General features: G+C 66.8%; 13 protein-coding genes and 1 pseudogene. 6 read left to right on the forward strand and 8 right to left on the reverse strand.

Annotation, left to right across the window (positions count from 1 at the left end; genetic code table 11):
- Positions 1–142: 142 nt before the first annotated feature.
- Positions 143–1,393, reverse strand: coding sequence for an ATP-binding protein (locus LR393_RS31095; RefSeq protein WP_231488765.1), 1,251 nt, complete (start codon positions 1,391–1,393; stop codon positions 143–145).
- A gap of 327 nt (positions 1,394–1,720) precedes the next feature.
- On the opposite strand from LR393_RS31095, the gene LR393_RS31100 reads away from it, so the two are divergent.
- Positions 1,721–3,226: a hypothetical protein gene (locus tag LR393_RS31100; protein WP_231488767.1), complete on the forward strand. Its 1,506-nt coding sequence runs from the start codon at positions 1,721–1,723 to the stop codon at positions 3,224–3,226.
- Entirely contained in the window at positions 3,223–3,987 is a 765-nt protein-coding gene (locus tag LR393_RS31105; RefSeq protein ID WP_231488768.1) for a TFIIB-type zinc ribbon-containing protein, read from the forward strand. Before LR393_RS31100 ends, LR393_RS31105 begins: the two co-directional genes overlap by 4 nt.
- A gap of 4 nt (positions 3,988–3,991) precedes the next feature.
- On the opposite strand, the gene LR393_RS31110 is transcribed toward LR393_RS31105, so the two are convergent.
- The 3 genes from LR393_RS31110 to LR393_RS31120 are packed head-to-tail and all read right to left on the reverse strand — an operon-like array spanning position 3,992 to position 6,488.
- Positions 3,992–5,290, reverse strand: a complete 1,299-nt coding sequence (locus LR393_RS31110) for an alpha-amylase family protein (RefSeq protein WP_231488770.1) — start codon at positions 5,288–5,290, stop codon at positions 3,992–3,994.
- 57 nt (positions 5,291–5,347) lie between these two features.
- Complete coding sequence (locus LR393_RS31115; RefSeq protein WP_231488771.1) at positions 5,348–5,779, reverse strand: MarR family winged helix-turn-helix transcriptional regulator; 432 nt, start codon at positions 5,777–5,779, stop codon at positions 5,348–5,350.
- Between the two features lie 13 nt (positions 5,780–5,792).
- On the reverse strand, positions 5,793–6,488 hold the full coding sequence (locus tag LR393_RS31120) for a helix-turn-helix domain-containing protein (RefSeq protein WP_231488773.1): 696 nt from the start codon (positions 6,486–6,488) through the stop codon (positions 5,793–5,795).
- A 305-nt stretch (positions 6,489–6,793) separates the two neighbouring features.
- Here LR393_RS31120 and LR393_RS31125 point away from each other — a divergent pair, with 305 nt between their 5' ends.
- Complete coding sequence (locus LR393_RS31125) at positions 6,794–8,341, forward strand: FUSC family protein (RefSeq protein ID WP_231488775.1); 1,548 nt, start codon at positions 6,794–6,796, stop codon at positions 8,339–8,341.
- A 4-nt stretch (positions 8,342–8,345) separates the two neighbouring features.
- Here the strand turns inward: LR393_RS31125 and LR393_RS31130 are convergent.
- Positions 8,346–9,092, reverse strand: a pseudogene (locus LR393_RS31130) (carboxyl transferase domain-containing protein); the annotation flags it as partial.
- Between LR393_RS31130 and LR393_RS31135 the strand changes: the two are divergent.
- The gene (locus LR393_RS31135; RefSeq protein WP_231488777.1) at positions 9,042–9,635 is read left to right on the forward strand and encodes a GrpB family protein; all 594 of its coding nucleotides are present in this window, start codon (positions 9,042–9,044) and stop codon (positions 9,633–9,635) included. The pseudogene LR393_RS31130 and the gene LR393_RS31135 overlap by 51 nt on opposite strands.
- A gap of 136 nt (positions 9,636–9,771) precedes the next feature.
- Here the strand turns inward: LR393_RS31135 and LR393_RS31140 are convergent, their stop codons facing one another.
- Positions 9,772–10,845 (reverse strand): outer membrane protein assembly factor BamB family protein, encoded by a 1,074-nt coding sequence (locus tag LR393_RS31140; protein WP_231488778.1) that lies wholly within the window; start codon positions 10,843–10,845, stop codon positions 9,772–9,774.
- 370 nt (positions 10,846–11,215) lie between these two features.
- Positions 11,216–11,542: a hypothetical protein gene (locus LR393_RS31145; protein WP_231488779.1), complete on the reverse strand. Its 327-nt coding sequence runs from the start codon at positions 11,540–11,542 to the stop codon at positions 11,216–11,218.
- A gap of 238 nt (positions 11,543–11,780) precedes the next feature.
- On the opposite strand from LR393_RS31145, the gene LR393_RS31150 reads away from it, so the two are divergent.
- The gene (locus tag LR393_RS31150; RefSeq protein WP_231488780.1) at positions 11,781–11,918 is read left to right on the forward strand and encodes a hypothetical protein; all 138 of its coding nucleotides are present in this window, start codon (positions 11,781–11,783) and stop codon (positions 11,916–11,918) included.
- A gap of 39 nt (positions 11,919–11,957) precedes the next feature.
- Here the strand turns inward: LR393_RS31150 and LR393_RS31155 are convergent, their stop codons facing one another.
- Entirely contained in the window at positions 11,958–12,791 is an 834-nt protein-coding gene (locus LR393_RS31155) for a helix-turn-helix domain-containing protein (RefSeq protein WP_231488781.1), read from the reverse strand.
- On the opposite strand from LR393_RS31155, the gene LR393_RS31160 reads away from it, so the two are divergent.
- Positions 12,790–13,578 carry an SDR family NAD(P)-dependent oxidoreductase gene (locus LR393_RS31160; protein ID WP_231488782.1) on the forward strand — a complete coding sequence of 263 codons (789 nt, stop codon included), beginning with the start codon at positions 12,790–12,792 and terminating at the stop codon, positions 13,576–13,578. The two genes, LR393_RS31155 and LR393_RS31160, sit on opposite strands and share 2 nt — an antisense overlap.
- Positions 13,579–13,604: the final 26 nt, after the last annotated feature.

Here is a 13,604-nt window from a genome sequence, read left to right on the forward strand (position 1 = left end):
CGCCCCCGGCACGGAACCGATGCCGGACGCCCAGCGGAGATATGGGGCCCCGAAGGGGCAGCGGGGCGCAGCGGGGGCGGGCCCGCACGGCGGGCCCGCCCCTCGTTTCATCAAGTAACTGCGAAAGCCAGTGGTACCGAAATCAGGACCCGAGTAGGGCCAGGGGAACGACTGCGATCCCGTCAGGGCGCCGGTATGCCGCCGGTCCAGTTGTCAGTACGACGGCATCGACGAGCTGTTCACCAAGCTGCTCCCGTAGCCAGTGCAGGTGCTTGACGTCCTCGTAATTCACCTCGCCGGCGAGTTTGACCTCGAACGCGACGATGGCCCGATCGGAGTCCCGTTCGACAATCAGGTCCACCTCACGACGTCCCGAGTCCAGACGCAGGTGCGAGACCGATGCCGGCAGAGACGTGGCGAAGACCTTCACGCTCAATGTGGCCAACGACTCGAAAAGTTGCCCCAGATACGTCCCGTCCAAGGGGGTGAAGGTCTCTCCGGCCCCCCGCAACAAGCTTGCGCGAGTAGCCCCCACGAGCCGAGCCGCGAGCGCGGGATCAGCCAGATGGTGCTTCGGGGACCGCGTTAGACGTTTGAGATGATTGTGGCTGGGGATCCATGCGGGCACATCATCCAGGATGCGCAGGCGGGTCAGCGTGTCCACGTAGGGGCCCGTTGTTGAGCGGGCCGGTTTGACCGCCGATCCCGCGCTCGCGGCGTCACGGACCTTGTCCCAGCTGGTGGTGGTCGACACCGACGCCGCGTACGCACGCAACCACGCCATCAGCGTGGCCGGGCGGCGCACATCGTGCCCGTCCTCCCTCATGTCACGCTCAACGATCCGGTCCAGATAGCCGTCAAGCTGGATCTGCAGCGGCCTGCCCTGCAAATGCTGCAGGCCCGGCAGACCGGAGGCCAGGATCAGGTCGGTGTAGTCGGCCAGGCCAAGGGCGCTGACGCCGGCGACGGGTGCCGTGAAGGACCCCTCGAAGAGCGACGCCAGGCTGACCATTGCCGTACTGACCCCGCGCTCGGGCAGCGTGAGCGGCCGCACTCTCACTGTCGTGATTCGACCTGCCCCCGAGTGTGACCCGGGCGGCGGCGCCGAACCGGTGAGCAGGAACCGGCCGGGCGCCGAGTCCTCGTCCACGGCCTCCCTTACTGCATCGAAAACCGGCAGCACTCGTTGATATTCGTCCAGTAGAACCGGAGGCGCAGCGTTCAGGGCCTGCTGTGGGTCGGCGGACACCACAGCAGCCTGAGGAGGACGACTCAGACGCCACACCGTTTGAGCCCGCTGCAAGGCTGTGGCCGTCTTCCCGACCGCCTTCGGCCCGTCGAGCAGAATCGCGGGCAATGCCGGCAGGAGATCGTCCAGCACGTCATCGACCACTCGCCGTACGTATCCCGTACGAAAATCATGCCCCCCTGTTCGGCCGTCCAGCCCAGCAGAGCCGTGATCGTCGTCCATCGCCCCCCCAGACATCAGCAACACTACAATTACGCCAGCTCCTACACTACAATATTCGACGGATCTGAGCTACAATTTCGCCAACCGCCGGGCTGGAAGTCCGCAGTCAGCCCGACCTCAGGGCGGAAAACACCTGCTTGGTATGCTCCGTTTTGGGTAGTCGAGGAATCACCGGGGGCTGCAGTGGGCAGGTCGGCAGAGGCAACTGACGCGCCGCTCGGTCCGGCACCGACGTCAGCGCACCGGCGCATGCTGCGCAGTAGTTCGACGCGGTACCTGTCGGCCGGGGCCTACCTCGATCCCGATTTCCGTAACGCCGTTCTGCACGAGCTCCTGGGCCGTAGAGACCGCGCCGTCGCGCCGTCGTTCAGCGCCGATGCCGCACCGGTGGTCCGGCACGCACTGAACGCACGACGACACCAGATCGTCCGTGACCTCGTCCTCACCGCGATCCTGCTGGTCTTCCTGGTCGTCGAGGGCAAGCTGCTGCTGGCCGTCGCGGCGCTGCTGTGCGCGGTGCTGCTGGCCTACCGGTCCCTGCGGGCGCTCCTGCGTCTGCATGTCGCCGGGGCGCTCGCCCTTCTGGTGCCGGCCGTGATCACGCTGGTCGTGGCCGCACTGCTGTTCGAGTCCAGCTCCCAGGGCCTGTTCTCGTTCGGGGGTTCGGACCCCTACGCCACCCCACCGACGTTCACGACGTTCGTGGCTCGGGTGATCGGGGTCATGGTGGTCGTACTGGGCGCGGCCTGGACCGCTGTCGCCGTCGAGCGGCTCGTCAACCACCAGACGATCGTCGACCACCTGCTGCCGCCGACGTTCTCCCCCGCCGGGAGCCCCACCGGGCCGAAGCGGTACCAGGCCCGGCTGCGCTACATCGACCAGGCGCAGACCGGCAACGTCACCTATTACCCGCACGACGCGTCCGAGAAGCCGTTCATCGGGTCCGGCACTCCTCTGCATACCTGGACGCGGGCGGTCCCGCTGGTCACGACGGAGGATGCCGGGGCGCCGTCGCTCACGACGCAGAGCATCCAGGACACACTCTCGATCGCCCTGGTCCGGATGGACGGCGTCGGCGAGGTGTCGGTGCAGGAGCGTCTGGTGACCCAGACGTCCCAACGGTCCGGTGACCCACGGACCGACCCGGCGACCGGCCTCCCCCGGCCCCGGATGTCGCCGGCGGAGATGGAACTGCTGGAGAGCACGGACGCGACCGGCACCCACCGCTACCTCTGTGTCCGCGCGGCCCCGGGCCAGGGCGACTACGAGATCTGGGTCTTCGTGCGCTGCCAGGTCCAGGGCCAGACGCTGCACCTGGACCTGATCGGGTGCAGCACCCCGCCGATCCGGGCCCGGTACCGCGAGATCGACCAGTACACCGCCCCCGACCTCGACGTCGTACGGCGCACCGCCCTCGCCACGCTTCCCGGTCTGCTGGGGCTGCTGCTCCGCGCGCCGCTGAGGCTGCTGCTCACCGCCACCCGGCAGGACCAGGGTGCCGGGAACCTGCGCACCCGACTGCGGCGAATGGCGGACGAGTCGTCCACCGATCGCGGTGCCCGCACCGGGGTGCGTGAACTGGGAACCGATCTGGAGTCGCAGGACTTCCAGGCCGGCCTGGCGATCCAGCGGCACGTCCGGATGATCGAGCAGCAGATCCTCGAGACCATCACCGTCTCGATGGAGCAGGCCGGATTCAGCACCGGCGAGTTCAGGCGAAGGACACAGATCATTCTCGACGGACCCGCCCAATGACCTGCCCCCGCTGCGGCAGCGCCTGTCTGCCGGCCGATCCCGAGTGCCCGCGGTGCGGCCTGCCGTTCCCGGACGCCGTCACCCCTCCCCCGGAACCGGCGACGGTCCGCACGACCCGGGCGTCAGAGCGTCCGTGGATCGTCCGGGGAGTCTCCGTCGTCGGGGCTCTGCTCGGGGCCTTCCTGGTGCTGCACTTCATCGGCCCCGGTGAGGCGCCCCCGGCCACGACCTGGCGACCGGCGGACCTTCCCCCGACGGCCTCACCCAGCACGGGAACGGACGTACCGACGGGCGTGAACCTCGCCGCCGACGCCACCATCACCGCGGACCGCACCGCCGATCCGTCGACGGACGACGCCGGCCATCCCGTCAGCTACGGGACGCAGAACCTGGTGGACGGCGACCTCACCACGGCCTGGCGGGCGACCGGCTTCTACTACGACGAGCTGATCACCATCAAACTGCCGGCCCGATCGCAGATCTCGGTGGTGGGTCTGACCAACGGCTACACCAAGAAGGACGCTGAATCGGGGGCCGACCGATACGAGGAGGGCCGGCGCATCCTGTCGGTCACCTGGATCTTCGACAACGGCGTCAGCGTGAATCAGGAGCTGGAAGACGGGGACCGGAGCATCCAGCTCAAGACGATCGAGCCGGTGCAGGCCCAGACCGTGCAGCTGCGCATCAATGAGCAGACCACTCCGGGGTTCGGGGCGGACGACTACAGCGCCATCACCGAATTGGTGTTGAGAGCCGGCTGACCCGTCAGCGGTGGGCGATCGCCCACCGGTGGGCCGGTACCGTCAGGCGGGCGCTGATCCGGTCACTCCGGTCAGCGGTGCTGTCGAACACGGAGTACTCCCCCGGCGGCAGTTCGACGCTCTCGGGCGAGTCGCCGAGATTGACAGCGACCACGAGATGCTCAGCACCGGAACGGCATTCGTAGGACAGGAAGTGGTTCGTCAGCCGCCGGACCTCCACCTCGGCCCTCCGCAGCCAGGCGTTCCGGCGCCGGAAGCCGATCAGCAACTGGTGCAACCGGTAGAGATCCCAGCCGAAAGGTGCCAGATCTGATGGGCCTTCGGCGGGAAATGGAGGACGCACGGCATCGTCGCCACCGGCGCGGTCTTCTTTCACACCACGAAACCCCTGCTCGTCGCCGTAGTAGACACTCGGCGTGCCGGGCAGGGTCAACAGCAGCACGATCGTGTGCGGCAGATGGCGCTCGTCGTCGATGCGGCTGGCGATACGGGTGACGTCGTGATTGCCGGTGAAAGTCATCGGGACGAAGGTCTGCAGCATCTCGCAGTGCCGTTTCAGGGCCCACGACAGCTCGAAGAGGTTGCGGTCGTTGACGCTGCTCCAGATCGCTTTCCAGAGTTCGTACTGGGTGAGCGAGTCCATGCCCGACTCCCGCACGATGCCTGGGTAGTCGCCGTGGATCACCTCACCGACGATGTATGCCTCCGGATGACGCTCCCGCACCGCGGGCAGTACCTGGCCCCAGAACGAGCGCGGGACGGTGTACGCGGCATCGAGGCGCCAGCCGTCGGCTCCGGCATCGAGCCAGTGATTCATCACCGCGGCCACGAAAATTACCACCTGGGGCTCGGCGTGGTTGAGGGCGATCAAACCGGAATGACCCTCGAAGGTGCCTAGCTCACCGGTTTTCTCGTCACGCACGAACCAGCGGGCCGCGTCGGCGTCACCGGCCCGGGCCGCCTGGAGCCGAGGGAAGTCGGGGCCGACATGGTTGAACACGCCGTCGAGCAGTACCCGGACACCCCGGCGTCGGCACTCGGCGACCAGGGTGTCGAAATCGGCCCGGTCACCCAGGCGCTCGTCGATGCTGAGGTAGTCGAGCGTGTCATAACCGTGGGTCGAGGACCGGAAGACGGGCCCCAGAGCCAAACCGTTGGCCCCGAGCTCGACCAGGTAGTCGAGCCAGACGGTCAGGTCGCGCAGGGTGCGCACGGGAGCCCGCTCGGCACCGCGCGCATCGGCCCCCAGAAATCCGATCGGGTACACGTGCCACCAGATGACGTTATCGACCCACCCGGGCATGGACGCTGTTCCTCTCGTCAGAGCTTGACCGGCCGGGTGATGCCCCCGGCCGCTGGATCAGGCGATCCGGTTCATGATCTGCGCGCCCAGCAGTAATACCTGGACCTCCAGGTCGGACAGGTCGTCCATCGCGGTACCGAGCCAGGCGTCACGACTGGCCATGTCCTGCCGCAGTACCTCGACCCCCGCCTCGGTGATGCTGATGATGCTGCTGCGGGCGTCCGCCTCGTTGTCGTTCCGCTCGACCAGCCCGTCGTGTTCCAGCTCGGCCAGGGAACGTGTGAGCGACTGAGGCAGGCGACGTTCCGCGACGGCAATGGCCTTGGGGGCGCTGGGCCCATGCGTGTTCAGGTGCACGAGCACCGCCATCTTCGTACCCGAGACACCGCCCTGGTCGCGCTCGAGCCGCAGCCGTCGGGCCAGACGCGTGGTGCCCCGGCGGATCTCACTGACGACCTCGGGAGCGATCTCGCCCGCCTCATCTCTCACAGTTGTTAAGCTATCAGGAACTAGTTTGGTGGGCGAACCGCCGAATAGCACCTTCTTGTTCGATTCTTTCCAGCGAAATATTAAGCTGTGATGAATCATCTCTCCACCTGGAGGCCGTCCTCACCGAGCCCATCGTGCGCCGATAGGCCAGCAACCAGCGCCGCTCCTCCGCCTCGGGCACCCCACAGCAGGTCACATAGGTCATGAACTGTTGCTCGGTCGGCAGCCGAATTCCGCTGAGCAGATCGGCTACCGTGCTTTTCGGCAGCGGCGGCAGGCCCAGGCGCCGGGCCCGGCTCTGGATCTCCCGCAGCGAGGGCTCCCCGGCACTGGATCGCAGGTGATGCATCGCCAGCAGCAGATGCACCGGCTCCCAGATCAGCTCCAGCAGTCGCGGACGGAACACGGCTCCGGCGTGAAGCGTCTCAACCCGGGCTCCGCCGGTCGCGGCATTCAGCCGGCGAGCCCGGCCGGCGGCCTGATTCCACACGTGCACCATCTGCTCCCGGGACGCACCACAGGCGGTGCCGTAGGCAACGACCACCTCCTTGCGCGGTAGGAGATCACCCGAGTCGGCGCGACTCAGAGTCGCCGCCGAGCAGCCCGGGTCGGCGATCTGGGCCGCCATCGTGCGATAGGTGAGACCTGCGTCCTCCCGCAGGGCCCGGAGGCTACGCGCGAGCTCGCCGAAAGGCGCTTCCTCGCTCAAAGGTCTTTTCTGCCTACCCATGTCTGCACGCACCCCTCCGTGCCGGCCACCCGGAGGCGGCGGATGTCCGATCCGGATCAGGACCGGGCAGGGTCCAGCTACAGATTCACCGAGGGCCAAACACGCGAATTCGCGCCAGGACGACCGGCCGGCAGGGATCGACATCGACCGTGCACCGACCGGAAAGCGTGGCCCCCAGCTCCAGCAGTGGTAAGTTACCATGAACTAGTTAGTTCGAAAAGGAAACGTTCTATAGAGTTTTTCGGTACTTCGGCCTCATATATAGGTGATGCATGCTTAGTATCTTGCGGCGTCGAGTCGCGCTCCTGACCGGCGACCTCCTGATCGCTACCGTCGTCACGGCGGCAACCCTCAGCGCGTGGGGGGTCTCCCTGCTGGTCGAGTCCCACGCCGGCCAGCACGTAGATCTTGTGGTCATGACCGTCGCGCTCTCGGTCACCCTCGCCCGCAACCAGCTCGAGCGCCCGGCCCGGCCGCCCTGGCTGCTCCTGGCTGTTCCTCCCGCCGCCGCGCTCGCCAGTTTCGTGGGCAGCCAGATGGCCCGTGACCACCGCCTCGGCGACGTGCTCTTCGTCGTGGTGCTCTCGGTCGCCGTCTGGGTGAGGCGCTTCGGCCCTGGCTGCACCACGCTCGGCACCCTCACCACTCTTCCTCTGGTGGCCGCGCTCATCACTCCCTACGTGCCGGAGGGTGAGATCGAGCGCGCGAGCTGGTCGGCCGTGCTCGGCGCAACATCGGCGCTGATCACTCTTCTGTGCCTGACCGCTGCGCGCCGACTCGCACCGGCACACTTCCCCGGCACCACCGCGCCGCGCCCTTCGGACCGGCCCGCCGCGTCACGAAATCTGTCACCCAGTACGCGGATGGCCATCCAGCTGGCGGGTGCCCTGGTTCTCGGATTCGCCATCGGCCGGCACGTCAACTCCGACCACTGGCAGTGGCCGGTCCTGACGGCCTACATCGTCAGCAGCGCCAACCAGGGGCGCGGCGACGTGCTCTACAAGGGCATCCAGCGTGGTCTGGGGGCCGGCCTCGGAACCGTCGTGGCCGCGCTGCTCACCGGCATTTTCGGCATCGGCGACCACCGCGCGGTCGCCTGCATCTTCGTGGTGCTGTGGTTCGCGCTCGCCGTGCGCCGGGCCAGTTATGCCTACTGGGCGGGCAGCGTCACCGCTGCGCTGGCCCTGGTCTACGGATTCTTCGGCGACGGTGGTACGGCCGTACTCGGACAGCGGCTCGAGGGAATCGGTCTCGGAGCGGTCGCCGGAATTGCTGTGACCTGGCTCGTTCTGCCGATCCGCACTGAAGATGTGCTGCGCCGGCGCATGGGTGCCCTGCTGGAGGCTCTGCAGAACCTGCTCGTCGCTCTCGGCGAGAACCCCTCGAGCGTGGGCGCCGATCAGGTCCGGCCGGTGGTGGTGGCCAGCGTCGCCATCACCCGCGTGATGCAGCCCCTGACCGCTCGGGGTCGGTGGCTGCGCCGGCTGCGGCTGCGCGATCATTGGGAGCCGGTGATTCCCGCAGCCGATCTTTGCGCCGAGAAGTCCCGGACGCTGGTCCGATTCGTGCGCACGACCCGGGAACCGCTAGATCACGAGCGGATCTCGGTTGCGCAGGCGCAGACGGTGCAGAACCTGACCGGCCTACGCCAGTCGCTGCGGAGCCGGGAGCGAGCCGATGTACGGCCGGTCCTGTCCGGGGTCCCGGACGAAGGAGCTACCGGGCAGGTTCTGACCCTGCTGCACGTCATCGACGAAGCCGCCGTACGGATGACCGCCACTGTGTCCCAACCGGTGGCGGCGAAGCGGTCCCAGAGCGGAAGTCCAGGCTGACCGGTCAAAGAGGCGGGTTAGCAGGCCCGGTCCGCCCCGGACCCAGGCTGTCCTTCCGGCGCAGGCTGATGAGGGCCTGTACGAGCACGCGACGGGTGTCGGCGGGATCGATGACATCGTCGACCAACCCGCGCTCGGCCGCGTAGTAGGGATGCATCAGCTCTCCCTCGTACTCCTCCATCAGGCGAGCGCGGGTGGCATCCGGATCGTCGGACGCACGAATCTGCCGGCGGAAGATGACGTTCGCGGCACCTTCGGCCCCCATCACCGCGATCTCGTTGCCTGCCCAGGCGTAGGCGAGGTCGGCACCGACAGAACGTGAGTCCAGAACGATGTACGCACCGCCGTAGGCCTTGCGCAGCACCACCGAGACCCGCGGCACCGTGGCCGCGCAGTAGGCGTACAGCAGTTTCGCGCCATGGCGGATGATGCCGCCACGTTCCTGGTCCCGCCCCGGCATGAAGCCCGGCACGTCGATCAGCGTGACGATCGGGAGGCGGAAGGCGTTACAGAACTGCACGAATCGCGCCGCTTTCTGCGAAGCGTCGACGTCGATCACCCCGGCCAGCACATCCGGCTGACTGGCCACGATCCCGACCACGGCTCCGCCGACCCGTGCCAGCACGCAGGCGACGCTGCGTCCCCAGTGCTCGTGTACCGGCAGATAGTCACCGTTATCGACGATCTGCTCGATCACGTCGTGCACGTCGTAACCGAGCACGTGGTCGGCGGGCACGATACGCATCAGCGCCGCCCGGACGTCACCACTTCCGAGCTCGTGGGAAGTGCGTCCGGCCTGGGCCTGGAACTGCACAGTCACGACGACCAGTGGGCAGACATCTACCGTGATCACCGGGAGCGAATCCGGAGTGCCCTCGTAGCAGTGAACGTCGAGATCGAACACATCGGTTCGACGTCCGTTCCCGGACTGGCCGCCAAGCCCATCATCGACATCGTGGTCACGGTCGAGGACATCACCGCCGAGGAGGATTTCCTGGACCCGCTGCTGGCCGCCGGGTATGGGCTACGGGTGCGCGAGCCGGGGCATCGCCTGGTGCGTACTTCAGCGCAAGACGTCCACGTGCATCTGTTCGAACGGGGAGACCCTGAGGTGGGCGAATACCTTCTCCTGCGCGACCACCTACGGTCTGACGCGGACGATCGCGCCCTCTACGAAATCGCCAAGAGGGCTCTGCTCAGCAAGGAGTGGGACGACATGAACGACTACACCAAGGCCAAGACCGACGTCATCCTCACGATCAAAGCACGAGCGAGAGAAGCTCGTGGACGGTGAGCCTCTTGTCCACGACCTCTTTCATCGCGAATGCTTCTGACGGTAGCCCGGGCACGCAGTTGTCTTGACAACCAGTCAATTCGAGCTCTGCTCCCGCCCGGCGACAGGCGGGAGCGCTCGCTTCCGGACGAGTTGATCAGCCGAAAACGGCTAGACGATTGGTCGCCGACACCGCCAGCACCCCACGGCCGATGGCCGAGCCCTCATTCGCCAGATGGTCGGTGCCCGGGACGATGCTGCCACCGGCCTTGCCCTTCCAGACCAGCTTGCTCGTGGTCGTGCTGTAGCCCAGCACCCAGCCCTGGCTGGTGGTCACGTAGACGACCTTCGATGTGGCGACCGGCGGAGCGATGATCTCTCCGTAAGTGTCGGACGAGGGATCGCGCGACCACAGCTTGGCACCGGTGGAACTGCTGACGGCCCGCAGTGAGACGTCGTAAGAGCTGTGGGGCTCCTGCGGGGTGAGGAATGCCTTGGTGCCGACGATCGCGGGGACGTCGGTGGAGTCGAAGTCGAATAGCAGCTTGCCGTTACGGGCATCCATCACCCGGCTGCCCCGCAGGCCCGTGTGCAGCCACAGACGGGTGCCGGACAGCACCGAGGTGGTCCCCCACACTCCACCTGAGCACTGGTAGTCGTCACGCCAGACCTGCTTGCCGTTCAGGGTGCGGGCCGCCCAGTTGCAATCAGAGCCGTAGAACACTCGGGTGCCGCTGATGGCCTGGCCCAGGGAGAAGTCGTTGGTCGCGTACTTGGCCCACTTGATCTTTCCGGTCGCGACGTTGACGGCCACATAGTTGTCGCCGCTGTACGAGAAGTTGAGATAGGCCACTCCCCCGTGAACGGTCACGGGTTTCGAGGCGTCGTGAATGATCGACGCGTATTTCGGCGCCGCGATCTTCCGCTTCCACGAAGCCTTTCCCGTGGTCGTGCTCAGTGCCCTCAGACTCGCGTGCTCTCCGTCGACGCTCCAGTTGGAGTGCAGCACGACGAGCTTGCCGCTGCCGTAGGCCAGGGTCGCCGTGCCGTGGCCCAGGGCGGATGACTTCCACAGCTGACGACCCGTGCGCCTGTCAAAGGCCCAGACCCGGACGGGCCCCGGATCGACCCCCTCCGCGGCCCTGGGCCGAGCGGCGACGAATACCCGGTTACCCACGATCAGCGGGTACGAGGTGCTTGCGCCGAAGTCCTTGACCCACAGCCGACGCATCGTGTTCGAGAGTGCCGGGCCGGTGGCCAAGCCGGTGTGCGTGGCGTTGATCTGGTAATTCGTTGCATCACCAGGCTTCTGAGCCGCTGACGCCACCTCGGCCGGCCCAGCCAGGGTGACACCGAGCAAGACACACGTAACTGACACCACGAATCGGCGCACGACCGTCCTCTGCTTGAACCCCGCCGCTGACCAACCGCCAGAGCTTGATCAATTTAAGGGAGATCCCGGCATAACGCCTCTCGGGTGGCGGATCAATTCGCAGCGAACCGGCTTCGGGATTCGACATCGCGTATCAGGGTTTGGGAGCGCCGCCGTCTCCTCGATGCTGACTCCAGCCGTATCCGAGCACGCTGGGCGGAGAGAGCAGCTACCCTTCCGCGATGAGTCGCGGTCGTTGGGCCATGCCGTTGATGTGCTTGGCGAACGATGCAGCGTCGCGGAGTCGGTCTGAGATCTCAATGGCCTGGGAAGCGTCCATCTCGAAGGTCTCGCCCAAGTTGATGCGAGCCAGGCTGGGTCGTATAGCAACGGGCTCGGCCAAGAGATCAAAATCGATGCGCTGGGCCACCCGGATTCTGATGATGTCGCCGGTGACCTTGACAGCCCCAATCTGGCACTCATGATCGATGGATTCCGCGTCGACAACCGATGTCTTGAACCAGTGGCTCTCTTCTCCGTTCTCGATCTCACGCATGACGTTTCCCCGTTCAGACTAGTTGTTCTCCTGAGAGAAAACAGCTTCCGGAGTCCCCCGGATCGGATGGAATCTACTGTCGAGGTCGGTGGCGACTGAATCAATGGTTCATTCTGGAGGCGTGTACCGGCGCTCAGGATGCGCCACGATCGGTCAATGCCGAACGGGGCGGGCCAGATCTGGTCGGTGAAGGCCGCGGTGGCGACGGGCCTGCGACGGCGACGGCGAAGCGTTCTCTGTGCTCTACGACCGCCGCAAGGACGCCGTGCGCGCCTACTGCGGTCGTCGCACCGGTTCTCTGGATGCCGCCGACGACGTGGCCGCCCGCATCGACGACGAACACCACGTCGACCCCACCACCGTCCAGCGGCCCTGACTGACGGAAGAACCGGCGGATGACGAAGTCGGCACTACGTCAGAGCCGGGAGAGGGCTGCCGCCGAGGCACTCTGCGGCTCTGCTTGATAGACGATCACGACAAAGCCGTCGGCGCCGGCGATGGCCATGGCTTGGCGCCGCAGTGTCAATGGGCCCACCACCGGATGCTCGAAGCGCTTGGTCTCGTCGCGGGCCGGCCGCACGTGGTGGCGCGCCCATAACTGACGGAAATCCTTGTCCTGCGATAGTTCTGCGATCAGATCGATCATCTCCGGGTCTCGTGCCTCCGTCTCGGCGCGCACCGCGGCGACGGTCTGGGCGGCGACGAGCGGCCAGTCGGGGAACAGGGTGCGGGCTCGTGGGCCGAGGAAGATCTCCCGGACGAGATTGCGCCCGGGGGTGTACAGGTCGGACAGCGACTGGGCGAGCTTGTTGGCGGCGAGGATCCCGAAATGCCGGTCACGCACGTAAGCAGGTGTTGTGGGCCAGGAGTCGAGAAGCTGGTGGACGTTGTCGGCGAGATCGGGGGTGACTCGCCGGACAGGTTCTGGAGCAGTGAGGCCGAGGAGGTGCCGGGTCGCATCGTCGTCCAGCCGCAGGGCCCGGGCCAGTGCCTGGAGCACCTGGGGTGAGGGCTGCCGGTCGATGCCCTGCTCCAGCCTGACCAGGTACGGCTCGCTGATCCCGGCCAGCGACGCCAGCTCGGCCCGGCGCAGGCCGGTCACCCGGCGATGCTTCGTGCCCGGCTCCTGCGGGCTGACCTGGCCGCGGCGGGCCTTGATGAACTCGCCGAGCAGATTCTCCATGCCCAGCAGGCTAACCCCGGCGGGGTGCTGGTTGTCTTCCGGCGCCGCGGCCAGGGTGGGGCTCATGAAGACATGGCTGATCACAGGGGCAGGACGAGGATTGGGGCGGGTCTGGACGGAGGCCGCCCTGGAACGTGGGGACCGGGTGGTCGCCACCGCCCGAAGGCCGGGGGTTCTCGATCCCCTGGTGAGCGCGTTCGGTGACCGGGTCGTCCCTCTGCTGCTCGACGTCACCGACCGCACAGCGGTTCTCGACGTGGTGGACCAGGCGGTCGAGCGGTGCGGAACGATCGACGTAGTGGTCAACAATGCCGGTTACGGGCTTTTCGGGATGATCGAGGAGACGACCGAGCAACAGGCGCGCGAGCAGATGGAGACGAACTTCTTCGGGGCGCTCTGGGTGACCCAGGCCGTGCTGCCGGTAATGCGTCGGCAGAAGAGCGGACATCTCCTGCAGGTGTCGAGTCTCGGCGGGATCGCGGCCTTCCCGACTCTGGGGATCTACAACGCCTCCAAGTGGGCGCTGGAGGGGATGAGCGAGGCGCTGGCCCAGGAGGTCGGGCCTCTGGGAGTGAATGTGACGATCGTCGAACCCGGTCCGTACGGCACGGACTGGTCCGGCGACTCGGCGGTGCGCACCGAACCGATCGAGGCGTACGAGCCGATCCGGGAGACCCGCCGGGCCAGTTCCACCGCCCGCGCACCAGAAGACCCTCGCACCACGACCGCGACGATCCTGGCCCTGGTCGACGCCCCGCAACCACCTCTGCGGGCCTTCGTCGGTGCGTACCCGCGTCCTGTGGTGGAAAAGGTCTACCGACAGCGGATGGAGACCTGGGACGCCTGGAAATGACACTCTGACCAAGGTTTCAGCCTGAC

It is taken from the genome of Kineosporia mesophila, assembly GCF_021129235.1.
Lineage (GTDB): Bacteria > Actinomycetota > Actinomycetes > Actinomycetales > Kineosporiaceae > Kineosporia > Kineosporia mesophila.

Coding starts and splice junctions, on each gene's coding strand:
- LR393_RS31155 (WP_231488781.1), bottom strand. CDS start 12,791: ATGAGCCCCACCCTGGCCGCGGCGCCGGAAGACAACCAGCACCCCGCC.
- LR393_RS31100 (WP_231488767.1), top strand. CDS start 1,721: ATGCTGCGCAGTAGTTCGACGCGGTACCTGTCGGCCGGGGCCTACCTC.
- LR393_RS31110 (WP_231488770.1), bottom strand. CDS start 5,290: ATGCCCGGGTGGGTCGATAACGTCATCTGGTGGCACGTGTACCCGATC.
- LR393_RS31140 (WP_231488778.1), bottom strand. CDS start 10,845: ATGCGTCGGCTGTGGGTCAAGGACTTCGGCGCAAGCACCTCGTACCCG.
- LR393_RS31160 (WP_231488782.1), top strand. CDS start 12,790: ATGAAGACATGGCTGATCACAGGGGCAGGACGAGGATTGGGGCGGGTC.
- LR393_RS31105 (WP_231488768.1), top strand. CDS start 3,223: ATGACCTGCCCCCGCTGCGGCAGCGCCTGTCTGCCGGCCGATCCCGAG.
- LR393_RS31145 (WP_231488779.1), bottom strand. CDS start 11,542: ATGCGTGAGATCGAGAACGGAGAAGAGAGCCACTGGTTCAAGACATCG.